Genomic DNA, 18,917 nt, shown 5'->3' on the forward strand with positions numbered 1-18,917 from the left:
GAAGCCTACATCCTGACGAAGGAAGAAGGCGGCCGTCATACGCCGTTCTTCACGAACTACCGTCCGCAGTTCTACTTCCGCACGACGGACGTGACAGGCATCGTGACGCTTCCGGAAGGCACGGAAATGGTTATGCCTGGCGACAACGTCACGGTTGACGTCGAGCTGATCGTTCCGATCGCGATGGAAGAAAAGCTTCGCTTCGCTATCCGCGAAGGCGGCCGCACCGTCGGTGCAGGCATCGTTGCTTCCATCATCGAGTAATTCATTCGGCTGCTCCGGTGGGGCAGCCGATTCGATGACATTATTATGATGCAGGCGGCGCAAGCCGCTTGCTTATTACACAGAAATGTTGCAAATGGCGCGCGAGCGCGATTTGCGTAACGCTTTGGATGACGAAGCGGCGACTAAACAAACAATAAGGTGGGTCAAAAGGCCCTGAAGAGTGGATAGGGGTGCCGTAACAGGCGTCTCTCTCGATCTTTGAAACCGGTGGTCCGCCTTAGGAAGAAAGAAAAACCCGTGTCTTGTCCAAAGACATGCGGAAAACAAACACAAGGATAACGTCGAATGAACGGCCAAAATATCCGCATTCGCCTGAAGGCGTTCGATCACCGGATTCTCGATGCTTCCACGCGCGAGATCGTGTCGACGGCGAAGCGCACCGGTGCTAGCGTCCGGGGCCCCGTTCCGCTTCCGACCCGCATCGAGAAGTTTACGGTCAACCGGTCCCCGCACATCGACAAGAAGAGCCGCGAACAGTTCGAGATGCGCACGCATAAGCGCCTGCTCGACATCGTAGACCCGACCCCGCAGACGGTAGACGCGCTGATGAAGCTCGATCTCGCCGCCGGTGTCGATGTTGAGATCAAGCTCTGAGCTTGCTCGAGCTGAGTTGGAAGGATTGAACCGATGCGTTCAGGTGTGATTGCACAGAAGGTGGGAATGACCCGCGTCTACAACGACGCCGGCGAGCATGTCCCTGTAACGGTACTGCGTATGGATGGCTGCCAGGTTGTGGCCCAGCGGACCGTAGAAAAGAATGGCTATACCGCGCTTCAGCTCGGTGCTGGCCAGGCCAAGGTAAAGAACACGTCCAAGGCTATGCGCGGCAACTTCGCCGTCGCTAATGTCGAGCCCAAGGCCAAGCTGCAGGAATTCCGTGTTTCGGAAGACAACCTGCTCGACATTGGCACCGAGCTCAAGGCCGGTCACTTTGCTGCTGGTCAGCTCGTCGATGTCACTGGCACGACGATTGGTAAGGGCTTTGCCGGCGCCATGAAGCGCCACGGCTTCGGCGGTCTTCGCGCTACGCACGGTGTGTCCGTTTCGCACCGTTCGCACGGCTCGACGGGTTCGCGTCAGGATCCGGGCAAGGTTTTCAAGAACAAGAAGATGGCTGGTCACATGGGCCAGACGCGCGTGACGACGCAGAACCTTGAAGTCGTTTCGACCGACGAAGATCGCGGTCTGATCCTGATCAAGGGTGCAGTACCCGGTTCCAAGGGTGCCTGGATCATCGTGCGCGACGCCGTCAAGTCGGCAGCGAAGTAAGGGAGCCAGACCAATGGAATTGAACGTCAAGACCCTCGAGGGAAAAGACGCTGGGAAGGTTTCGCTTTCGGAAGCGATTTTCGGCCTTGAGCCCCGCGAAGATATTCTCGCCCGCGTTATCCGCTGGCAGCTTGCCAAGAAGCAGCAGGGAACGCACCAGGCAAAGGGCCGCGCAGACGTCTGGCGCACCGGCGCCAAGATGTACAAGCAGAAGGGTACGGGCCGCGCTCGTCACCATTCGGCTCGTGCTCCGCAGTTCCGCGGCGGTGGTAAGGCTCATGGCCCGGTTGCTCGCAGCCACGAACACGACCTTCCCAAGAAGGTTCGTGCGCTCGGCCTGCGTCATGCGCTGTCCGCCAAGATCAAGGCAGACGAACTGATCATCATCGATGATCTGGTCGCCAACGAAGCAAAGACGAAGGCTCTGGCCGGCGTATTCGCAACGCTGGGCCTCACCAACGCCCTCTTCATCGGCGGCGCCGAGCTCGACGGTAACTTCAAGCTCGCTGCACAGAACATTCCGAACATCGATGTTCTGCCGATCCAGGGCATCAACGTTTACGACATCGTCCGCCGCGGCAAGCTCGTGCTTTCCAAGGCTGCCGTTGAAGCGCTAGAGGAGCGATTCAAGTGACCGATCTCCGCCACTACGATGTGATCGTTTCTCCTGCGATCACCGAAAAGTCCACGCTGGTATCGGAAAACAACCAGGTTGTTTTCAATGTCGCCAAGAAGGCGACGAAGCCGGAAATCAAGGCTGCAGTCGAGGCGCTCTTCGGCGTCAAGGTTACCGCCGTCAACACTCTGCTGCGCAAGGGCAAGACCCGCCGTTTCCGCGGTTTTGTCGGCAAGCAGCAGGACGTGAAGAAGGCTGTCGTGACGTTGGCTGAAGGCCAGACGATCGACGTCTCCACCGGTCTCTGAGGATTAATAAAATGGCATTGAAAACATTCAATCCGACGACCCCGAGCCAGCGCCAGCTGGTCATCGTCGACCGTTCTGGCCTCTACAAGGGCAAGCCGGTCAAGGCGCTGACGGAAGGTCTGACCAAGAGCGGCGGTCGTAACAACCTCGGCCGCATCACGGCCCGCTTCATCGGCGGCGGTCACAAGCGCAGCTACCGTCTGGTGGACTTCAAGCGTCGCAAGTTCGACGTTGAAGGCACCGTCGAACGTATCGAATACGATCCGAACCGTACGGCGTTCATCGCGCTCGTAACCTACACCGACGGCGAACAGGCCTACATCATCGCTCCGCAGCGCCTTGCTGCCGGCGACAAGGTCATCGCTTCGGACAAGGCTGTCGACGTCAAGCCCGGCAACACGATGCCGCTGCAGTACATCCCGGTCGGCTCCATCATCCACAATGTGGAAATGAAGCCGGGCAAGGGCGGTCAGATCGCTCGCTCCGCCGGTTCCTACGCGCAGCTCGTCGGCCGCGACCAGGGCATGGCGATCCTTCGCCTGAACTCTGGCGAACAGCGCCTCGTGCACGGCGTCTGCCTTGCTTCGATTGGTGCCGTGTCCAACCCGGACCACGCCAACATCAACGACGGCAAGGCCGGTCGTACCGTTTGGCGCGGTAAGCGTCCGCACAACCGCGGTGTCGTCATGAACCCGGTCGACCATCCGCACGGCGGTGGTGAAGGCCGCACCTCTGGTGGTCGTCACCCGGTTTCTCCGTGGGGCAAGCCGACCAAGGGCAAGCGCACTCGGTCGAACAAGTCGACCGACAAGATGATCATGCGCTCGCGTCATCAGCGTAAGAAGTAAGAGAGGAAGTCTCCAATGGCTCGTTCAGTATGGAAAGGTCCGTTCGTTGACGGCTATCTTCTCAAGAAGGCTGAGAAGGTTCGTGAAGGCGGACGTGCAGAAGTGATCAAGATCTGGAGCCGTCGCTCCACGATCCTGCCGCAGTTCGTCGGTCTCACCTTCGGCGTCTACAACGGCAGCAAGCATGTACCGGTCAGCGTCAATGAAGACATGGTCGGTCACAAGTTCGGTGAATTCTCTCCGACCCGGACCTACTACGGTCACGGCGCGGACAAGAAGGCAAAGAGGAAGTAACGATGGGCAAGGCAAAAACAGAACGCCGGCTCAAGGACAACGAAGCGCAGGCAGTCGCCCGCACGCTCCGCGTCAGCCCCCAGAAGCTCAACCTGGTTGCTGCGGCCATCCGCGGCAAGAAGGTCGAGCGCGCACTCGCTGAGCTGGAATTCTCCCGCAAGCGTATCGCAGGTGCCGTCAAGAAGACGCTCGAATCTGCGATCGCCAACGCCGAGAACAACCATGACCTCGACGTCGACGCTCTCGTCGTCGCCGAAGCTTATGTCGGCAAGTCGATCGTCATGAAGCGCTTCCACGCCCGCGGCCGCGGCCGCGCGTCGCGCATCGAACGTCCGTTCGCTCACCTGACGATCGTCGTTCGTGAAGTGCAGGCACAAGAGGAGGCCGCATAATGGGTCAGAAAATCAATCCGATTGGTTTCCGTCTTGGCATCAACCGTACCTGGGATAGCCGCTGGTTTGCGGACAATGCCGAGTACGGCCAGCTCCTGCACGAAGACCTGAAGATGCGTAAGTTCGTGATGAGCGAACTGAAGCAGGCTGGTATCTCCAAGGTGGTCATCGAGCGTCCGCACAAGAAGTGCCGCGTCACGATCCACTCGGCCCGTCCGGGCCTGATCATCGGCCGCAAGGGCGCCGACATCGACAAGCTCCGCAAGAAGCTGTCGGACATGACGAACTCCGAAACGCATCTCAACATCGTTGAAGTGCGCAAGCCGGAAGTCGACGCAACGCTCGTTGCTCAGTCGATCGCCCAGCAGCTCGAGCGCCGCGTGGCTTTCCGCCGCGCTATGAAGCGCGCCGTTCAGTCCGCGATGCGTCTTGGCGCCGAAGGCATCAAGATCACCTGCGCAGGCCGTCTCGGCGGTGCAGAAATCGCTCGTACGGAATGGTACCGCGAAGGCCGCGTTCCGCTGCACACCCTGCGCGCTGACATCGACTACGGTACGGCTGAAGCCGAAACCGCATTCGGTATCTGCGGCATCAAGGTCTGGATCTTCAAGGGCGAAATCCTTGAGCACGATCCGATGGCTTCCGAACGCCGCGCGCTGGAAGGCGACGCACAGGGCCCGGCAAGCCGCGAACGCGACCGTGGCGATCGTCGCCGCGAACGCGACAACGCGTAATTAGCGCTGGCGAAAGATAAGCTCGGAGAAGTAAGAAAATGTTGCAGCCAAAGCGTACTAAGTACCGCAAGCAGTTCAAGGGCCGCATCAAGGGCGTTGCCAAGGGCGGTTCCGACCTTGCCTTCGGCGAATTCGGCCTGAAGGCTCAGGAGCCGAACCGCGTTAACGCTCGTGAGATCGAAGCGGCTCGCCGCGCGATCACGCGTTACATGAAGCGCGCCGGTCGTGTTTGGATCCGCGTGTTCCCGGACGTTCCGGTAACCGCAAAGCCTACCGAAGTCCGCATGGGTAAAGGTAAGGGTTCCGTGGAATACTGGGCATGCAAGGTCAAGCCCGGTCGTATGATGTTCGAGATCGACGGTGTCTCCGAGGAAATCGCGCGTGAAGCGCTTCGCCTCGGCTCGGCCAAGCTCTCGGTCAAGACGCGCTTTGTACAGCGCATCGCAGAGTAAGGAGAAGGCACGATGAAAGCCGAAGAAGTACGCGGCCTCACGGCCGACCAGCTCAAGGACAAGCTCGCCGACCTGAAGAAGGAGCAGTTCAACCTGCGCTTCCAGAAGGCGACGAACCAGCTTGAGAAGACCTCGCGCATCAACGAAGTCCGCAAGGACATCGCCCGCGTGAAAACCATTGCCCGCCAGAAGGCGGCAGAAGCAAAGGCTTAAGGAAAAAAGAACATGCCGAAGCGTATTCTGCAGGGCGTCGTGGTTGGTGACAAGAACGAGAAGACTGTCGTAGTTCGCGTTGAGCGTCGTTTCGCTCATCCGCTGCTCCAGAAGACCGTTCGTCGCTCCAAGAAGTACAAGGCCCACGACGAAAACAATCAGTACAAGATCGGCGATATCGTCTCCATCGAGGAGTGCGCACCGATCTCCAAGGACAAGCGCTGGACGGTCGTTGCCGCCCAGGCCAAGTAAGAATTTTGCGCGAGGCCTTGCGTCTCGCGGAAATTTCTATATGAAGCAGCGTCGGAACGCTCGAATGCCGGGCGTTCTTTTGCTTTAAGCGCACGGAAGGTCCCGTTTGGGAAACCACCCTGGCAACGATCTATCCCGCGCTATTCAAGCTATTGCCGCGTTTTCGCTGTCCTCGTGACGAGCGGCCGGTAGACAATTTTCATAAGCCGGAAGAGGGGGCTTTGCCCAACCATTCCGGTAAGAACAAGAAGGCGACCTGATATGATTCAGATGCAAACAAACCTCGACGTCGCGGATAATTCCGGCGCCCGTCGTGTCATGTGCATCAAGGTGCTGGGCGGCTCAAAGCGCAAGTATGCCTCGATCGGCGACGTTATCGTCGTTTCGATCAAGGAAGCTATTCCGCGCGGCCGTGTGAAGAAGGGTGACGTGATGAAGGCGGTTGTCGTTCGCACCGCCAAGGACATCCGTCGTCCGGATGGCTCTGTCATCCGCTTCGACACCAATGCAGCAGTCCTCATCGACAACAAGAAAGAGCCGATCGGCACCCGTATCTTCGGACCGGTTCCGCGCGAATTGCGTGCGAAGAACCACATGAAGATCATCTCGCTGGCTCCCGAAGTACTGTAAGGAGCGGGAACGATGCAGAAGATTCGTAAGGGCGACAAGGTCGTCATGCTCGCAGGCAAGGACAAGGGCCGTACCGGCGAAGTCCTCCAAGTCCTGCCGAAGGAAGATCGCGCCGTCATTCGCGGCGTAAACCTCGTAAAGCGCCACCAGCGCCAGACACAGACCCAGGAAGCCGGGATTATTTCCAAGGAAGCTTCGGTCCACCTGTCCAACGTCTCGATCATCGACAAGGACGGCAAGCCGACCCGTGTCGGCTTCAAGGTTGTTGACGGCAAGAAGGTCCGCGTGGCCAAGCGTTCGGGAGAAGTGATCGATGGCTGAGGCAAAGTACGAGCCGCGGCTCAAGAAGGAATATGTCGAGCGGATCCGCAAGGCGCTTCAGGAGAAGTACTCCTACGCCAACGAGATGATGATCCCGAAGCTCGACAAGATCGTTATCAACATGGGTGTGGGCGAAGCCACGGCTGACTCGAAGAAGCCGACCGTTGCTGCCGCCGATCTGGCCGCCATTGCTGGTCAGAAGCCGGTCATCACCCGCGCACGCAACTCTATCGCTGGCTTCAAGGTCCGCGAAAACATGCCGATCGGCGCAAAGGTCACCCTGCGCGGCGCCCGCATGTACGAGTTCCTGGATCGCCTGGTCAACATCGCGCTTCCGCGCGTTCGCGACTTCCGCGGCCTGAACCCGAAGAGCTTTGACGGCCGTGGCAACTTCGCCATGGGCATCAAGGAGCACATTGTGTTCCCAGAAATCAACTACGACAAGGTTGATCAGATGTGGGGCATGGACATCATCGTTTGCACGACGGCCACGACCGACGACGAAGCTCGCACGCTCCTCACGGAGTTCAGCTTCCCGTTCCGTCAGTAACCGTAACGACGAGCGTAGAAAAGGAACCTGACATGGCGAAGACAAGCGCAGTTGAAAAGAACAAGCGCCGCCGTAATACGGTCGCAAACCAGGCCGCCAAGCGCGCTGCCCTGAAGGCGATCATCATGAACCAGGCTCTTCCTATCGAAGAGCGGTTCAAGGCCTCGATCAAGCTGGCATCCCTGCCGCGTGACGGATCGAAGACCCGCATTCGCAACCGTTGCGAAGTGTCCGGTCGTCCGCGCGCTTACTACCGTAAACTGCGTATGTCGCGTATCGCGCTGCGCGAACTGGGCAATCTCGGCAAGGTGCCGGGCATCGTCAAGTCGAGCTGGTAAGGAGCAGGTTAGATGACAATGACTGATCCGTTGGGCGATATGCTCACCCGTATCCGCAACGGTGCTTCGCGTCGCAAGTCGTCGGTTTCGACGCCTGCTTCCAAGCTCCGTGCACGTGTTCTCGATGTTCTCCAGTCCGAAGGCTACATCCGTGGCTATTCCGTCGTCGATTTCGGCAACGGCAAGTCCGAACTGAACATCGAACTCAAGTACTATGAAGGCGCATCGGTGATCCGTGAGATCGGCCGTGTGTCCAAGCCGGGCCGCCGGGTTTATGTCTCGGTCAAGTCCATTCCGCAGGTCGCGAACGGCCTCGGCATCACCATCCTTTCGACCCCGAAGGGCGTGATGGCCGATCACCAGGCTCGCGAACAGAACGTTGGTGGCGAGGTTCTCTGCTCGGTCTTCTAAGACTGCGCAGGGTCTCCATAGCGAACAGACAGGATTGAAACATGTCTCGTATCGGTAAGAAGCCCGTTCAGGTGCCTGCTGGGATCACGGCTACGGTCGATGGCCAGAAGGTTACCGCTAAGGGCCCGAAGGGCGAGCTGTTTTTCGTCGCAAACGACGAAATCAGCGTAAAGCTCGAAAATAATGCGGTCGTCGTAGCGCCGATCAGCCAGACGAAGGAAGCTCGTTCGAAGTGGGGCATGTCCCGCACGATGATCGAAAACATCTTCAAGGGCGTCAAGGACGGCTTCGAGCGCAAGCTTGAAATCAACGGCGTTGGTTACCGCGCTTCGCTGCAGGGCAAGAACCTGCAGCTGGCTCTCGGTTTCAGCCACGACGTGGTCTATGAACCGCCGCAGGGCATCACGATCGCTGTGCCGAAGCCGACGGAAATCGTCGTCACCGGCATCAACAAGCAGCAGGTCGGTCAGGTCGCCGCCGAGATCCGCGAATACCGCGGTCCGGAGCCCTACAAGGGCAAGGGCGTCAAGTATGCCGAAGAGCGGATTGTCCGCAAAGAAGGCAAGAAGAAGTAAGGATCACGCGAAATGGCTAGCAGGAAAGAAGCACTTGCACGTCGTGCCAACCGCGTGCGCCGTCATCTCAAGTCGGTGGCCAACGGCCGTCCGCGCCTGTCGGTTCATCGCTCGTCGAAGAACATCTACGCTCAGGTTATCGACGATGTTGCTGGCAAGACCCTTGCCGCTGCATCGACGCTCGACAAGGATCTGCGCGGTTCTCTGAAGACCGGTGCCGACACCGCAGCAGCTGCCCTCGTTGGCAAGCTCGTTGCAGACCGCGCTTCGAAGGCAGGCGTGACCGAGGTCGTATTCGACCGTGGCGCCTTCATCTATCACGGCCGCATCAAGGCCCTGGCCGATGCAGCCCGCGAAGGCGGCCTGACCTTCTAATAGTTTCCGGCCGAAGCTTTCATAGTCTTCGGCCGGATTTCACCGGACCGCAAATCGTTCCCTCGCGGAAGCCGATGCGGTCCTCATTTTGTTTGCCGATTGCACCCGGAAAAGAAAAAGGAAGAGGACAATGGCACAGGAAAGAAGGCCGCAGCGGGAAGACCGCCAGAGCCGCGAAGAGCGCGATAGCGAATTCGTCGACAAGCTTGTCGCGATCAACCGCGTCGCCAAGGTCGTCAAGGGCGGCCGTCGTTTTGGTTTCGCAGCACTCGTCGTCGTTGGCGACCAGAAGGGCCGCGTAGGCTTCGGCCATGGCAAGGCACGCGAAGTGCCGGAAGCCATCCGCAAGGCTACCGAAGCCGCCAAGCGCGAACTGATCTTCGTACCGCTGCGTGACGGCCGTACGCTGCATCACGACGTTCATGGTCGTCATGGCGCCGGCAAGGTTCTGCTGCGCTCGGCCAAGGTCGGTACCGGTATCATCGCCGGTGGTCCGATGCGCGCCGTTTTCGAAACGCTCGGCGTCCACGACGTCGTCGCCAAGTCGACCGGTTCGTCGAACCCCTACAACATGGTTCGCGCCACCTTCGACGCTCTGAAGCACCAGGTTCACCCGAAGGACATCGCAGCACAGCGCGGCATCAAGTATGCTACGCTTCAGGCTCGCCGTGCCGCTTCTGGCAACGCCTCTGAAGAATAAGAGGAGCTGACCAATGGCCAAGGCTACCAAGAAGGCTGAAGCGAAGACTGTCACGATCGAACAGATCGGCAGCCCGATTCGCCGTCCGGACGTCCAGCAGCGTACGCTGATCGGTCTCGGACTGAACAAGATGCACCGTCGCCGCACGCTGGAAGATACTCCGGCCGTTCGTGGCATGATCCGTGCAGTCCAGCATCTCGTTCGCGTCGTCGACGAGAAGTGAGCCCGGAGTAACGCTCATGAAACTCAATGAAATTAAAGACAACGAAGGCTCTACCCACAGCCGCAAGCGCCTCGGCCGCGGTATCGGCTCGGGCTCCGGCAAGACCGGTGGTCGTGGTGTAAAGGGTCAGAAGTCCCGTTCGGGCGTTGCCATCAACGGCTTCGAAGGCGGTCAGATGCCCATCTACCGTCGCCTGCCGAAGCGCGGCTTCAACAACATCTTCGCAGCCGACTACGTCGTCGTATCGCTGGGACGCATCCAGGCTGCCGTCGATGCCGGCAAGCTCGACGCGAAGGCAACCGTTGATGCAGCTGCTCTGAAGGCTGCCGGCGTCATCCGCCGTGCCAAGGACGGCGTTCGCGTTCTCGCCGACGGCGAGCTCAAGGCCAAGATCACGCTCGAAGTTGCAGGCGCTTCCAAGCCTGCCGTCGAGAAGATCGAAAAGGCTGGCGGCAAGGTAACGCTTCTTTCTGCCGCAGCGGCAGAATAATAAACTGATGATATATCGCCCGGGGTGCTTCACACCGGGCGATTTTGCTCCCATATGTGAGCCTCACAAAAACCTGCTTGGACGCGTCCGCGTCGAGACGGTAAGACTGGAAACGAGGGTGAGGCATAGGGTTGCGCCAGCAATCCGTCCGAAGCCCGGTTTTTAAAAGAAATTCATACTGATTCCGGTGCCGGCCGACTCGAGAGCGCCCGGAATTGGTAGCGCGGAGAAACGCATGGCTTCTGCAGCGGAACAACTGGCTTCAAACCTCAATTTTTCGACCTTCGCCAAAGCTGAGGATCTTAAGAAGCGCCTGTGGTTCACACTGGCAGCTCTCCTTGTGTACCGGCTGGGCACCCATATTCCGCTTCCAGGCCTCAATCCGCAGGCATATGCCCAGGCTTTCCAGGGCCAGGCAGGCGGTATTCTCGGCCTCTTCAACATGTTCTCGGGCGGCGCTGTGCAGCGCATGGCGATCTTCGCCCTCGGCATCATGCCCTACATTTCCGCTTCGATCATCGTGCAGCTCATGACCTCGGTCGTGCCGGCGCTCGAAAACCTGAAGAAGGAAGGCGAGCAGGGCCGCAAGATCATCAACCAGTACACCCGCTACGGCACGGTCATCCTCGGTGCGCTCCAGGCCTACGGCATTGCCGTTGGTCTCGAGAGCGGCAATGGCCTCGTTGTCGATCCGGGCTGGTTCTTCAAGATTTCGACCGTTCTGACGTTGCTCGGCGGCACCATGTTCCTGATGTGGCTCGGTGAGCAGATCACCTCGCGCGGCATCGGCAACGGCATTTCGCTGATCATCTTCGCGGGCATCGCAGCCGGTCTTCCGACCGCCCTTGCCGGCACGCTGGAACTCGGCCGTACCGGCGCGCTGTCGACAAGCCTCATCCTGCTGGTCATCGTCGTCGCGATCGCGGTCATTGCCGTCATCGTCTTCGTCGAACGTGCGCAGCGCCGCCTGCTGATCCAGTATCCGAAGCGTCAGGTCGGCAACCGCATGTTCCAGGGCGACACTTCGCATCTGCCGCTGAAGCTCAACACCTCGGGCGTCATCCCGGCAATCTTTGCATCCTCGCTGCTTCTTCTGCCGGCGACCCTTGCAGGCTTCGCGAGCTCGACGGCAATGCCGGCCTGGGCCACCTCGATCGTTGCAGCACTCGGCCACGGTCAGCCGCTCTACATGGTTCTATATGCCGGCCTCATTGCCTTCTTTGCCTTCTTCTACACGGCCATCGTCTTCAATCCGAAGGACACCGCCGATAACCTGAAGAAGCATGGCGGCTTTATCCCCGGTATTCGCCCGGGTGATCGTACGGCCGAATATATCGACTACGTGCTGACCCGTATCACGGTGATCGGCGCAATCTATCTCGTCTTCGTCTGCATCCTTCCTGAGATTCTGGTGTCGCAAACCGGCATTCCATTATCCCTTGGTGGGACTTCGCTTTTGATCGTGGTTAGCGTAACTCTTGATACGGTGGCGCAGATCCAGGGCCATCTGATCGCACAGCAGTACGAAGGCCTGATCAAGAAATCGAAGTTGCGTGGAGGAAAGAGGGGGCGATGAGACTTATACTTTTGGGGCCGCCGGGCGCGGGTAAGGGGACCCAGGCCCAGCGGATCGTGGAAAAGCATGGCATTCCACAGCTTTCCACGGGTGACATGCTGCGCGCCGCCGTTCAGGCAGGTACTGAAGTCGGCAAGCGCGCCAAGGCTGTCATGGACGCCGGAAACTTGGTCTCGGACGAGATTGTCAACGCCATCGTATCCGAGCGAATCGATCAGCCCGATTGCGCTAACGGCTTCATCCTCGACGGTTTCCCGCGCACGCTTGTGCAGGCAGATGCCACAGAGGCGATGCTGAAAGCCAAGGGTCTCGATCTCTCTGTCGTTATCGAATTCCGTGTCGACGACAAGGAACTGGTCCGCCGGGTGGCAGGCCGTTATTCCTGTGCCCAATGCGGCACTGTCTATCACGACTCCGACAAGGTCCCGGTCAAGGAAGGCGTCTGCGACAAGTGCGGCTCGACCCACTTCAAGCGTCGTCCTGACGACAATGCCGAGACAATGACCAAGCGTCTCGAGGTCTACTACAAGGAAACCTCGCCGCTGATCGGCTATTACTACGCCAAGGGCAAACTGAAGTCCGTGGATGGCATGGCCGAAATCGATCAGGTTACCGCCGAGATCGAAGGCATTCTTTCCAAGCTTTAAAGCTTTGAAAATAAACTTGGCGGGAACGGTTGCTTTTTTGCACTGATTCCGCTAAACCGCGCCAACTCGCGACATTCCCTGCGATCGGCGCGGATTTCCCGAAGGAAATCCGGGTTCGGTCGTTTTGCGATGTTACGAACCCGAATTTGAACGAGCGGCCTTTGGCTGCATAACGAAGCCCTATTGCCGGATGGCAACTGGAATGCAAGGAGAATAGGCGTGGCACGTATCGCTGGCGTCAACATCCCGACTGCAAAGCGCGTCGTCATCGCGCTGACCTACATTCACGGGATCGGACAGAAATTCGCGCAGGAGATCATCGAAAAGGTCGGTATTCCGGCTGATCGCCGCGTTCATCAGCTCACGGACGCTGAAGTTCTTCAGATCCGCGAAACCATCGACCGCGACTACCAGGTCGAAGGTGATCTTCGTCGCGAAACCTCGATGAACATCAAGCGTCTGATGGACCTTGGCTGCTACCGCGGCCTGCGTCACCGTCGCGGCCTCCCGGTCCGCGGTCAGCGCACGCACACCAATGCCCGTACCCGCAAGGGCCCGGCAAAGGCGATCGCTGGTAAGAAGAAGTAATTTCCGGGAAACCGGGATGGGGAGGCTGGCGGTCTGCGCCGGCCTCTTTTGAGTTTGGAGCGGGGCCATGTAGGCGCTGTTCCGGTGTAGCCGCTGGGATTACGGCGGTGAAGAGATCCAAGAAAGGAATACCATGGCTAAGGAAGCCGTCCGCGTTCGCCGTCGCGAACGTAAGAACATCTCGTCGGGTGTCGCTCACGTCAACTCGACCTTCAACAACACGATGATCACCATCACCGACGCGCAGGGCAATGCGATTGCCTGGTCGTCTGCTGGCGCCAAGGGCTTCAAGGGCTCGCGCAAGTCGACCCCGTTCGCTGCCCAGATCGCTGCCGAAGACTGCGCCAAGAAGGCTCAGGAACATGGCATGAAGTCGCTTGAAGTCGAAGTCTGCGGCCCGGGTTCCGGCCGTGAATCGGCTCTGCGCGCGCTCCAGGCTGCCGGTTTCATGATCACGTCCATCCGCGACGTGACCCCGATCCCGCACAATGGCTGCCGTCCGCGCAAGAAGCGCCGCGTCTGATCATCGCTATCGTCACCGGTGAGCGCCTCTGCGCTCCCGGTGGTTTTCAAGCTCGGTTGCCACGATTGGATGGTGGCAACGAACGGAAGGCTAAAACATGATTCAGAAAAACTGGCAGGAATTGATCAAGCCGAACAAGGTGGAGTTCTCTTCGAGCTCGCGCACCAAGGCGACTCTCGTTGCAGAGCCGCTCGAGCGCGGTTTCGGCCTCACCCTCGGCAACGCGCTGCGCCGCGTTCTGCTCTCCTCTCTGCGCGGTGCCGCTGTTACGGCCGTGCAGATCGACGGCGTGCTGCATGAATTCTCGTCGATCCCGGGCGTCCGTGAAGACGTTACGGACATCGTGCTCAACATCAAGGAAATCGCCATCAAGATGGATGGCGACGATGCCAAGCGCATGGTCGTGCGCAAGCAGGGTCCGGGTGTTGTAACGGCTGGCGACATTCAGACGGTCGGCGATATCGAAATCCTCAACCCCGAGCATGTCATCTGCACGCTCGACGAGGGTGCCGAAATCCGCATGGAGTTCACCGTCAACAACGGCAAGGGCTATGTGCCGGCCGAGCGCAATCGTGCGGAAGATGCTCCGATCGGTCTTATCCCGGTCGACAGCCTCTATTCGCCGGTCAAGAAGGTGTCCTACAAGGTTGAAAATACCCGCGAAGGACAGGTTCTCGACTACGACAAGCTGACCATGACCATCGAAACCGATGGCTCTGTCTCCGGCGAAGATGCCGTCGCTTTCGCGGCTCGCATCCTCCAGGACCAGCTTGGCGTCTTCGTCAACTTCGACGAACCGCAGAAGGAAGCCGAAGAAGAAGCAGTCACCGAACTGGCCTTCAACCCGGCGCTCCTCAAGAAGGTGGACGAGCTCGAACTGTCCGTTCGTTCGGCAAACTGCCTGAAGAACGACAACATCGTCTACATCGGCGACCTCATTCAGAAGACCGAAGCAGAAATGCTCCGCACCCCGAACTTTGGTCGCAAGTCGCTGAACGAAATCAAGGAAGTTCTCGCTTCCATGGGCCTGCACCTCGGCATGGAAGTGCCGGCATGGCCGCCCGAGAACATCGAAGATCTCGCCAAGCGCTACGAAGACCAGTACTGAGCGGCGTGAGGAAAAGTGTGAAGCGGTTTTCCGCCCGCACGCCGATCGCAGAACATAACAAAAAGGCAGGTTCTTAACGGCTGCCTTTTCCAGTCAAACAGCAGGCATATCGCCTGCATGTGCCAGGAAACGGCAGGCCCGGTAATGAAGTAAGGGCACTGCATTAAAGGAGAATAGCAATGCGCCATGGTAAAGCCGGCCGCAAGCTGAATAGAACTGCAAGCCACCGCAAGGCGATGTTCGCCAACATGGCGGCTTCGCTCATCACCCACGAGCAGATCGTTACGACCCTGCCGAAGGCCAAGGAAATCCGTCCGATCGTCGAGAAGCTCGTCACCCTCGGCAAGCGCGGCGACCTGCACGCTCGTCGTCAGGCGATCTCGCAGATCAAGGACGCTGTTGTCGTCAACAAGCTGTTCGACACGATCGCTTCGCGTTACGCTACCCGCAACGGCGGCTACCTGCGTATCATGAAGGCCGGCTTCCGCCAGGGCGACAATGCCGCTCTCGCCGTCATCGAATTCGTTGACCGCGACACCTACGCAAAGGGCGCAGCAGACAAGGCTCGCGTCGCTGCTGAAGAGCAGTCTGTCGCTGCATAAGATTTTCCGGTTGCGGAAACAGGAAAGCCGGGCTCTGCCCGGCTTTTTTCGTTGTGCGATTGAGATCGCTCCCGCTCAAGCTTTCTCAGGCGGCTGATTGATCATGGCTTCGATATTGTAGCCGTCGGGATCGAGAATGAAGCAGGCGTAATAGTGAGGCGTGTAGTCCGGGCGCGGGCCAGGTGCACCATTATCCCGCGCGCCGGCTGCCAGCGCGCTTTGATAGAAAGCATCGACTTCCGCTCTGTTATTGGCGCGGAAGGCCACGTGGATGCGTGTCAGAGGCGCAGTGCTATCGGTTTGCTGGATCTCGAACAGGCAGCCATTGCCGATGTCGAAAGCCCAGAATACCTCTTCTTTCCCAAAAGACAGCGTATACCCCAAGGGCGCGAAGGCTTTCTCATAAAAGACCCTGCTCTTCGTGAGATCGCTGACGGCGACGGTGATATGGTCAATCAAGTCTCATCCTCCTCATGGACTGAGAGGTTCAATCGGGCACGTGGATCTTGTGTTTGATGTGCTTCAGATTGGCGACGATTGTGAACGTCATGATTACCAGCAGGCACCACGAACTCCATTTGCCGATGTGCACGGTCGACCAGGCGCCGATCTGGTTCGGATAGCGCCACACGCCGAAGAAGGTGCTGATGTTCTCTGCAAGCCAGATGAAGAAGCCGATCAGGCCGAAGGCGAGAAGCAGGGGCATTTTGCGGTCCCGATCATAGGGTCTGAAGACCACGGTCGTTCGCGCATAGAGGCCGAGCGTGCAGGCGGCAATGTACCAGCGATAGTCCCCGATATAGTGATGTGTGAAGAAGTTGGCATAGATCGCCAGGGCCATCAGCCCGGCCATCCAGTAAGGTGGGTGATGTCTCACGCGCAGATCAAAAAGGCGCCAGGCCTGAATGACATAGCTGCCGACAGCCGCATACATGAAGCCGGAAAAGAGTGGCACGCCAAACAGCTTGGTGTAGGCGAAATCGGGATAGCTCCATGATGGCGCGTTGCCTGAAGTCTTGAAGACCTCCAGCGCAAAACCGACCAGATGGAAGACCGAGATCGCCTTCAATTCGTCGATGGTTTCGAGTTTTGCCCAGACCATCCATGTCTGGATGGCAAGAGCGATGATCAGCAGCAGATCGTAGCGCGGGATGCCGATGATGCCTGCACGCGGCACCAGAAAAACCGACAGAAAAAACAGACCCGCGAAGAGGCAGGCCCGGGCTTCCTTGACGCCGAAATAGAAGAATTCAAGAACGAAACGTTCAATGCCGCTGCGCGGAAGATCGGCCGGTTGGTCGATCAGATGCTTGTCCAGTAGAGGAAGCAATCCTTGAAGTGCGGCAACTTTCGGCATGTTCTTGCGACTGATCCGGACTCGTTTCGAAGCAGTAGGAAGCTATCAGGCTCGGTTAAGCCAGGACAGCACCAGCTTGATAATTTGCTGCTTCGCAATTAGGCGTTCACATCAGTTGAGATCATGGTGGTCGATTGCAATTGAGCGGAATGATTCAAGGCAGGCAGTTGCAGCGCCTCGCAGCCCTAATCCTGATCATCATTTCGGGCCTGATGCTCAGGCGCTTCGGCTATTCCGTCGATTTGCCCTTCTTCCTCGTCAAATATGGTGGATCACTGCTCTGGGGGGCGATGGTCTATTTCCTGCTGGCCGTTGTGATTGCGGGTCTCCATAGCGGAATTCGACCCGCGGCAATTACCGCGACGGCGCTTGTTGCCGCCATCTGCGTCGAGCTGTTCCGTCTATATCATGCGCCCTGGCTGGATGCCTTTCGACTGACGACCGCGGGTGCCTTGCTGTTGGGGCGGGTATTCTCGCTCTGGAATATCGTCGCATACACTATCGGGATCGCAGTCGCTTACGGGCTTGACCCCGCGCGCAAGCCATCATCGTCTTTGCAGGTCGACGCAGACCTCTAAGACGCTGTCGATGCTGCCGTACGCCCGCGTGGCCGCACTTGTCCCTTCTTGCGGCTCCGCCCGATCGGCTTGTAGGAGCGGTAGAGAATGAGAGCGATGATCAGTCCGATATAAATATACTGCTCGAGGTCGAGGATCTTCGTCGATAGCGCAAAGTGCAGCGCGGCTGAGGCACCGATGATGTAGACGAGACGATGGAGCCAGATCCAGTTCTTGCCAAGCCTGCGGATCGAGAAATTGTTGGATGTGATGGCAAGCGGGACGAGCATCGCCAATGCACCCATGCCGAACATGATGAAGGGACGCTTCACGACGTCGTCGATGACGGCAGCGATATCCAGCGCCTGATCGAGTACCATGTAGACGGTGAAATGCATCAGCGCGTAGTAGAAGGTAAGAAGACCGAGCGCGCGCCGATAGCGCAGGTAATTCCAGCCGAGGAGATCGCGGGCAGGTGTGACGGCAAGCGTCAGGATCAGGAAACGAATCGTCCAGATGCCGAGAAAGAGCTCGAATGTCTTCACCGGATCGGCGCCGAGCTGATCCGTCGCGCCGAGGTAGAAATACCAGGCGGCGGGCACGAGCCCGACGACATAGAGCAGCCAGACGGAGGCAGGTTGCCAGCGCTTCGGAATGGCGAGCGAAAACGCCGTCATCAGAAATTCACCCTCAGATCCATGCCGTCGTAGAGGCTGGCAACTTCGTCGGCATAGCCGTTGAAGGGCAGGGTGGGGTGGCGACTGGCACCAAAAAAGCCGCTTTCGCCGATGCGCCTCTCGGTCGCCTGGCTCCAGCGCGGATGGTCGACAGCAGGATTGACGTTGGCATAGAAACCGTACTCCTGCGGATTGGTGACTTGCCAGGTGTTCTTCGGCTGCTGATCGGTGAGCGTGATACGCACGATCGATTTAATGCCCTTGAAGCCGTATTTCCACGGCACCACCAGGCGCACCGGCGCGCCATTCTGGTTCGGCAGCGTTTCGCCATAGAGCCCGACGGCGAGCAGCGTCAGCGGGTGGCGAGCCTCATCCATACGCAGGCCCTCGACATAGGGCCAGTTCAGCGACTGGAAGAGGCCGGCCTGGCCGGGCATCTCCTCCGGGCGCACGACCGTCTCGAAGGCGACATATTTGGCGCTGCCCTGCGGCTCTACCCTGTCGAGAAGCGAGGCGAGCGGAAAGCCGTCCCACGGAATGACCATCGACCAGGCCTCTACGCAGCGCATGCGATAGACGCGCTCCTCGATCGGGAACTCCTTCATCAGCGCCTCGATATCGAAGGTGCCGGGCTTGTTGACCATGCCGTCGACCTTGATCGTCCAGGGCAGCGGCTTGAATTTGCCGGAGAGTGCCGCAGGATCACCCTTGTCGAGGCCGAATTCGTAGAAGTTGTTGTAGGTGGTCACGTCTTTGATCGGCGTCAGCTTGTCGTCGACCGTGTACTTGCTCTTGACGGTCGTAAGCGCCGCCGCACTCGCCTTGCCGGCGCCGTAGAGCGCCATCGCGCCAAACGTCGCAGCGCCGAGAAATTCCCGGCGCTTCAGATAGGCCTCGCGCGGTGTGATCTCCGAGGAGCGGATTTTGGGCGGACGATAGGCTGGCATTCGAATTCCTCCTGGGCGGGGCGACCCGTGAATCTTTAGACGCAGATAGCGCGCTTTGG

The 18,917-nt window shown here is 58.9% G+C and carries 32 protein-coding genes and 1 pseudogene; 29 read left to right on the forward strand and 4 right to left on the reverse strand.

Annotated elements, in window-relative coordinates:
* From tuf to rplQ, 28 genes and pseudogenes are all read left to right on the forward strand, one after another.
* Positions 1 to 264: pseudogene (tuf, locus tag FHT93_RS00005) on the forward strand (elongation factor Tu); the annotation flags it as partial.
* Between the two features lie 306 nt (positions 265 to 570).
* Complete coding sequence (rpsJ, locus tag FHT93_RS00010; RefSeq protein ID WP_003547547.1) at positions 571 to 879, forward strand: 30S ribosomal protein S10; 309 nt, start codon at positions 571 to 573, stop codon at positions 877 to 879.
* Positions 880 to 912: 33 nt separating this feature from the next.
* Positions 913 to 1,554 carry a 50S ribosomal protein L3 gene (gene rplC / locus FHT93_RS00015; protein ID WP_018115521.1) on the forward strand — a complete coding sequence of 214 codons (642 nt, stop codon included), beginning with the start codon at positions 913 to 915 and terminating at the stop codon, positions 1,552 to 1,554.
* Positions 1,555 to 1,567: 13 nt separating this feature from the next.
* Positions 1,568 to 2,188, forward strand: coding sequence for a 50S ribosomal protein L4 (gene rplD / locus FHT93_RS00020; protein ID WP_007812861.1), 621 nt, complete (start codon positions 1,568 to 1,570; stop codon positions 2,186 to 2,188).
* Entirely contained in the window at positions 2,185 to 2,478 is a 294-nt protein-coding gene (locus FHT93_RS00025) for a 50S ribosomal protein L23 (protein ID WP_007812862.1), read from the forward strand. The genes rplD and FHT93_RS00025 overlap by 4 nt, the downstream gene beginning before the upstream one ends.
* Positions 2,479 to 2,489: 11 nt before the next feature.
* A complete protein-coding gene (rplB, locus tag FHT93_RS00030; protein WP_018115520.1) occupies positions 2,490 to 3,326 on the forward strand; it encodes a 50S ribosomal protein L2 in 837 nt (278 codons plus the stop codon).
* A gap of 15 nt (positions 3,327 to 3,341) precedes the next feature.
* Entirely contained in the window at positions 3,342 to 3,620 is a 279-nt protein-coding gene (gene rpsS / locus FHT93_RS00035; protein ID WP_007531666.1) for a 30S ribosomal protein S19, read from the forward strand.
* A gap of 2 nt (positions 3,621 to 3,622) precedes the next feature.
* Positions 3,623 to 4,012: a 50S ribosomal protein L22 gene (gene rplV / locus FHT93_RS00040; RefSeq protein ID WP_018115519.1), complete on the forward strand. Its 390-nt coding sequence runs from the start codon at positions 3,623 to 3,625 to the stop codon at positions 4,010 to 4,012.
* Positions 4,012 to 4,746, forward strand: a complete 735-nt coding sequence (rpsC, locus tag FHT93_RS00045) for a 30S ribosomal protein S3 (protein ID WP_003573793.1) — start codon at positions 4,012 to 4,014, stop codon at positions 4,744 to 4,746. The genes rplV and rpsC overlap by 1 nt, the downstream gene beginning before the upstream one ends.
* Positions 4,747 to 4,784: 38 nt before the next feature.
* Entirely contained in the window at positions 4,785 to 5,198 is a 414-nt protein-coding gene (rplP, locus tag FHT93_RS00050; protein WP_003573792.1) for a 50S ribosomal protein L16, read from the forward strand.
* Positions 5,199 to 5,210: 12 nt separating this feature from the next.
* Positions 5,211 to 5,411, forward strand: coding sequence for a 50S ribosomal protein L29 (gene rpmC / locus FHT93_RS00055; protein WP_018115518.1), 201 nt, complete (start codon positions 5,211 to 5,213; stop codon positions 5,409 to 5,411).
* A 12-nt stretch (positions 5,412 to 5,423) separates the two neighbouring features.
* Complete coding sequence (rpsQ, locus tag FHT93_RS00060; RefSeq protein ID WP_018115517.1) at positions 5,424 to 5,663, forward strand: 30S ribosomal protein S17; 240 nt, start codon at positions 5,424 to 5,426, stop codon at positions 5,661 to 5,663.
* 261 nt (positions 5,664 to 5,924) lie between these two features.
* Positions 5,925 to 6,293, forward strand: coding sequence for a 50S ribosomal protein L14 (gene rplN / locus FHT93_RS00065; RefSeq protein WP_003573790.1), 369 nt, complete (start codon positions 5,925 to 5,927; stop codon positions 6,291 to 6,293).
* A 12-nt stretch (positions 6,294 to 6,305) separates the two neighbouring features.
* Positions 6,306 to 6,614 carry a 50S ribosomal protein L24 gene (gene rplX / locus FHT93_RS00070; protein WP_018115516.1) on the forward strand — a complete coding sequence of 103 codons (309 nt, stop codon included), beginning with the start codon at positions 6,306 to 6,308 and terminating at the stop codon, positions 6,612 to 6,614.
* Positions 6,607 to 7,164 (forward strand): 50S ribosomal protein L5, encoded by a 558-nt coding sequence (gene rplE / locus FHT93_RS00075; protein WP_018115515.1) that lies wholly within the window; start codon positions 6,607 to 6,609, stop codon positions 7,162 to 7,164. Before rplX ends, rplE begins: the two co-directional genes overlap by 8 nt.
* A gap of 32 nt (positions 7,165 to 7,196) precedes the next feature.
* The gene (gene rpsN / locus FHT93_RS00080; protein ID WP_018115514.1) at positions 7,197 to 7,502 is read left to right on the forward strand and encodes a 30S ribosomal protein S14; all 306 of its coding nucleotides are present in this window, start codon (positions 7,197 to 7,199) and stop codon (positions 7,500 to 7,502) included.
* Between the two features lie 12 nt (positions 7,503 to 7,514).
* Positions 7,515 to 7,913, forward strand: coding sequence for a 30S ribosomal protein S8 (gene rpsH, locus FHT93_RS00085; protein WP_004674934.1), 399 nt, complete (start codon positions 7,515 to 7,517; stop codon positions 7,911 to 7,913).
* 41 nt (positions 7,914 to 7,954) lie between these two features.
* Positions 7,955 to 8,488 carry a 50S ribosomal protein L6 gene (gene rplF, locus FHT93_RS00090; RefSeq protein ID WP_018115513.1) on the forward strand — a complete coding sequence of 178 codons (534 nt, stop codon included), beginning with the start codon at positions 7,955 to 7,957 and terminating at the stop codon, positions 8,486 to 8,488.
* Positions 8,489 to 8,500: 12 nt separating this feature from the next.
* The gene (gene rplR, locus FHT93_RS00095) at positions 8,501 to 8,863 is read left to right on the forward strand and encodes a 50S ribosomal protein L18 (protein ID WP_018115512.1); all 363 of its coding nucleotides are present in this window, start codon (positions 8,501 to 8,503) and stop codon (positions 8,861 to 8,863) included.
* A 130-nt stretch (positions 8,864 to 8,993) separates the two neighbouring features.
* On the forward strand, positions 8,994 to 9,563 hold the full coding sequence (rpsE, locus tag FHT93_RS00100) for a 30S ribosomal protein S5 (protein WP_007812885.1): 570 nt from the start codon (positions 8,994 to 8,996) through the stop codon (positions 9,561 to 9,563).
* A 13-nt stretch (positions 9,564 to 9,576) separates the two neighbouring features.
* The gene (gene rpmD, locus FHT93_RS00105) at positions 9,577 to 9,786 is read left to right on the forward strand and encodes a 50S ribosomal protein L30 (RefSeq protein WP_007812887.1); all 210 of its coding nucleotides are present in this window, start codon (positions 9,577 to 9,579) and stop codon (positions 9,784 to 9,786) included.
* Positions 9,787 to 9,802: 16 nt separating this feature from the next.
* Positions 9,803 to 10,276: a 50S ribosomal protein L15 gene (gene rplO, locus FHT93_RS00110; RefSeq protein ID WP_018115511.1), complete on the forward strand. Its 474-nt coding sequence runs from the start codon at positions 9,803 to 9,805 to the stop codon at positions 10,274 to 10,276.
* Positions 10,277 to 10,511: 235 nt separating this feature from the next.
* A complete protein-coding gene (gene secY, locus FHT93_RS00115) occupies positions 10,512 to 11,852 on the forward strand; it encodes a preprotein translocase subunit SecY (protein WP_018115510.1) in 1,341 nt (446 codons plus the stop codon).
* Positions 11,849 to 12,499: an adenylate kinase gene (locus FHT93_RS00120; protein WP_113013519.1), complete on the forward strand. Its 651-nt coding sequence runs from the start codon at positions 11,849 to 11,851 to the stop codon at positions 12,497 to 12,499. The genes secY and FHT93_RS00120 overlap by 4 nt, the downstream gene beginning before the upstream one ends.
* Positions 12,500 to 12,718: 219 nt before the next feature.
* On the forward strand, positions 12,719 to 13,087 hold the full coding sequence (gene rpsM, locus FHT93_RS00125; RefSeq protein ID WP_018115508.1) for a 30S ribosomal protein S13: 369 nt from the start codon (positions 12,719 to 12,721) through the stop codon (positions 13,085 to 13,087).
* Positions 13,088 to 13,220: 133 nt separating this feature from the next.
* Complete coding sequence (rpsK, locus tag FHT93_RS00130; RefSeq protein ID WP_003547577.1) at positions 13,221 to 13,610, forward strand: 30S ribosomal protein S11; 390 nt, start codon at positions 13,221 to 13,223, stop codon at positions 13,608 to 13,610.
* 97 nt (positions 13,611 to 13,707) lie between these two features.
* Positions 13,708 to 14,718, forward strand: coding sequence for a DNA-directed RNA polymerase subunit alpha (locus tag FHT93_RS00135; protein ID WP_018115507.1), 1,011 nt, complete (start codon positions 13,708 to 13,710; stop codon positions 14,716 to 14,718).
* A 179-nt stretch (positions 14,719 to 14,897) separates the two neighbouring features.
* Positions 14,898 to 15,320, forward strand: coding sequence for a 50S ribosomal protein L17 (rplQ, locus tag FHT93_RS00140; RefSeq protein ID WP_007812897.1), 423 nt, complete (start codon positions 14,898 to 14,900; stop codon positions 15,318 to 15,320).
* A gap of 75 nt (positions 15,321 to 15,395) precedes the next feature.
* Here the strand turns inward: rplQ and FHT93_RS00145 are convergent, their stop codons facing one another.
* Together FHT93_RS00145 and FHT93_RS00150 are read right to left on the reverse strand one after the other, a co-directional pair.
* On the reverse strand, positions 15,396 to 15,779 hold the full coding sequence (locus FHT93_RS00145; protein WP_113013520.1) for a VOC family protein: 384 nt from the start codon (positions 15,777 to 15,779) through the stop codon (positions 15,396 to 15,398).
* Positions 15,780 to 15,807: 28 nt separating this feature from the next.
* On the reverse strand, positions 15,808 to 16,677 hold the full coding sequence (locus tag FHT93_RS00150; RefSeq protein WP_113013521.1) for a DUF817 domain-containing protein: 870 nt from the start codon (positions 16,675 to 16,677) through the stop codon (positions 15,808 to 15,810).
* 149 nt (positions 16,678 to 16,826) lie between these two features.
* On the opposite strand from FHT93_RS00150, the gene FHT93_RS00155 reads away from it, so the two are divergent.
* Entirely contained in the window at positions 16,827 to 17,255 is a 429-nt protein-coding gene (locus FHT93_RS00155) for a DUF2809 domain-containing protein (protein WP_183845846.1), read from the forward strand.
* Here the strand turns inward: FHT93_RS00155 and msrQ are convergent.
* Positions 17,252 to 17,911 (reverse strand): protein-methionine-sulfoxide reductase heme-binding subunit MsrQ, encoded by a 660-nt coding sequence (msrQ, locus tag FHT93_RS00160; protein WP_183845847.1) that lies wholly within the window; start codon positions 17,909 to 17,911, stop codon positions 17,252 to 17,254. The two genes, FHT93_RS00155 and msrQ, sit on opposite strands and share 4 nt — an antisense overlap.
* Positions 17,911 to 18,858, reverse strand: coding sequence for a protein-methionine-sulfoxide reductase catalytic subunit MsrP (gene msrP, locus FHT93_RS00165; protein WP_183845848.1), 948 nt, complete (start codon positions 18,856 to 18,858; stop codon positions 17,911 to 17,913). Before msrP ends, msrQ begins: the two co-directional genes overlap by 1 nt.
* Positions 18,859 to 18,917 lie beyond the last annotated feature (59 nt).

This window comes from Rhizobium sp. BK379 (genome assembly GCF_014193955.1).
Lineage (GTDB): Bacteria > Pseudomonadota > Alphaproteobacteria > Rhizobiales > Rhizobiaceae > Rhizobium.

Coding starts and splice junctions, on each gene's coding strand:
- rpsJ (WP_003547547.1), top strand. CDS start 571: ATGAACGGCCAAAATATCCGCATTCGCCTGAAGGCGTTCGATCACCGG.
- rplC (WP_018115521.1), top strand. CDS start 913: ATGCGTTCAGGTGTGATTGCACAGAAGGTGGGAATGACCCGCGTCTAC.
- rplD (WP_007812861.1), top strand. CDS start 1,568: ATGGAATTGAACGTCAAGACCCTCGAGGGAAAAGACGCTGGGAAGGTT.
- rplB (WP_018115520.1), top strand. CDS start 2,490: ATGGCATTGAAAACATTCAATCCGACGACCCCGAGCCAGCGCCAGCTG.
- rpsS (WP_007531666.1), top strand. CDS start 3,342: ATGGCTCGTTCAGTATGGAAAGGTCCGTTCGTTGACGGCTATCTTCTC.
- rplV (WP_018115519.1), top strand. CDS start 3,623: ATGGGCAAGGCAAAAACAGAACGCCGGCTCAAGGACAACGAAGCGCAG.
- rpsC (WP_003573793.1), top strand. CDS start 4,012: ATGGGTCAGAAAATCAATCCGATTGGTTTCCGTCTTGGCATCAACCGT.
- rplP (WP_003573792.1), top strand. CDS start 4,785: ATGTTGCAGCCAAAGCGTACTAAGTACCGCAAGCAGTTCAAGGGCCGC.
- rpmC (WP_018115518.1), top strand. CDS start 5,211: ATGAAAGCCGAAGAAGTACGCGGCCTCACGGCCGACCAGCTCAAGGAC.
- rpsQ (WP_018115517.1), top strand. CDS start 5,424: ATGCCGAAGCGTATTCTGCAGGGCGTCGTGGTTGGTGACAAGAACGAG.
- rplN (WP_003573790.1), top strand. CDS start 5,925: ATGATTCAGATGCAAACAAACCTCGACGTCGCGGATAATTCCGGCGCC.
- rplX (WP_018115516.1), top strand. CDS start 6,306: ATGCAGAAGATTCGTAAGGGCGACAAGGTCGTCATGCTCGCAGGCAAG.
- rplE (WP_018115515.1), top strand. CDS start 6,607: ATGGCTGAGGCAAAGTACGAGCCGCGGCTCAAGAAGGAATATGTCGAG.
- rpsN (WP_018115514.1), top strand. CDS start 7,197: ATGGCGAAGACAAGCGCAGTTGAAAAGAACAAGCGCCGCCGTAATACG.
- rpsH (WP_004674934.1), top strand. CDS start 7,515: ATGACAATGACTGATCCGTTGGGCGATATGCTCACCCGTATCCGCAAC.
- rplF (WP_018115513.1), top strand. CDS start 7,955: ATGTCTCGTATCGGTAAGAAGCCCGTTCAGGTGCCTGCTGGGATCACG.
- rplR (WP_018115512.1), top strand. CDS start 8,501: ATGGCTAGCAGGAAAGAAGCACTTGCACGTCGTGCCAACCGCGTGCGC.
- rpsE (WP_007812885.1), top strand. CDS start 8,994: ATGGCACAGGAAAGAAGGCCGCAGCGGGAAGACCGCCAGAGCCGCGAA.
- rpmD (WP_007812887.1), top strand. CDS start 9,577: ATGGCCAAGGCTACCAAGAAGGCTGAAGCGAAGACTGTCACGATCGAA.
- rplO (WP_018115511.1), top strand. CDS start 9,803: ATGAAACTCAATGAAATTAAAGACAACGAAGGCTCTACCCACAGCCGC.
- secY (WP_018115510.1), top strand. CDS start 10,512: ATGGCTTCTGCAGCGGAACAACTGGCTTCAAACCTCAATTTTTCGACC.
- FHT93_RS00120 (WP_113013519.1), top strand. CDS start 11,849: ATGAGACTTATACTTTTGGGGCCGCCGGGCGCGGGTAAGGGGACCCAG.
- rpsK (WP_003547577.1), top strand. CDS start 13,221: ATGGCTAAGGAAGCCGTCCGCGTTCGCCGTCGCGAACGTAAGAACATC.
- FHT93_RS00135 (WP_018115507.1), top strand. CDS start 13,708: ATGATTCAGAAAAACTGGCAGGAATTGATCAAGCCGAACAAGGTGGAG.
- rplQ (WP_007812897.1), top strand. CDS start 14,898: ATGCGCCATGGTAAAGCCGGCCGCAAGCTGAATAGAACTGCAAGCCAC.
- FHT93_RS00150 (WP_113013521.1), bottom strand. CDS start 16,677: ATGCCGAAAGTTGCCGCACTTCAAGGATTGCTTCCTCTACTGGACAAG.
- FHT93_RS00155 (WP_183845846.1), top strand. CDS start 16,827: ATGATTCAAGGCAGGCAGTTGCAGCGCCTCGCAGCCCTAATCCTGATC.
- msrQ (WP_183845847.1), bottom strand. CDS start 17,911: ATGACGGCGTTTTCGCTCGCCATTCCGAAGCGCTGGCAACCTGCCTCC.
- msrP (WP_183845848.1), bottom strand. CDS start 18,858: ATGCCAGCCTATCGTCCGCCCAAAATCCGCTCCTCGGAGATCACACCG.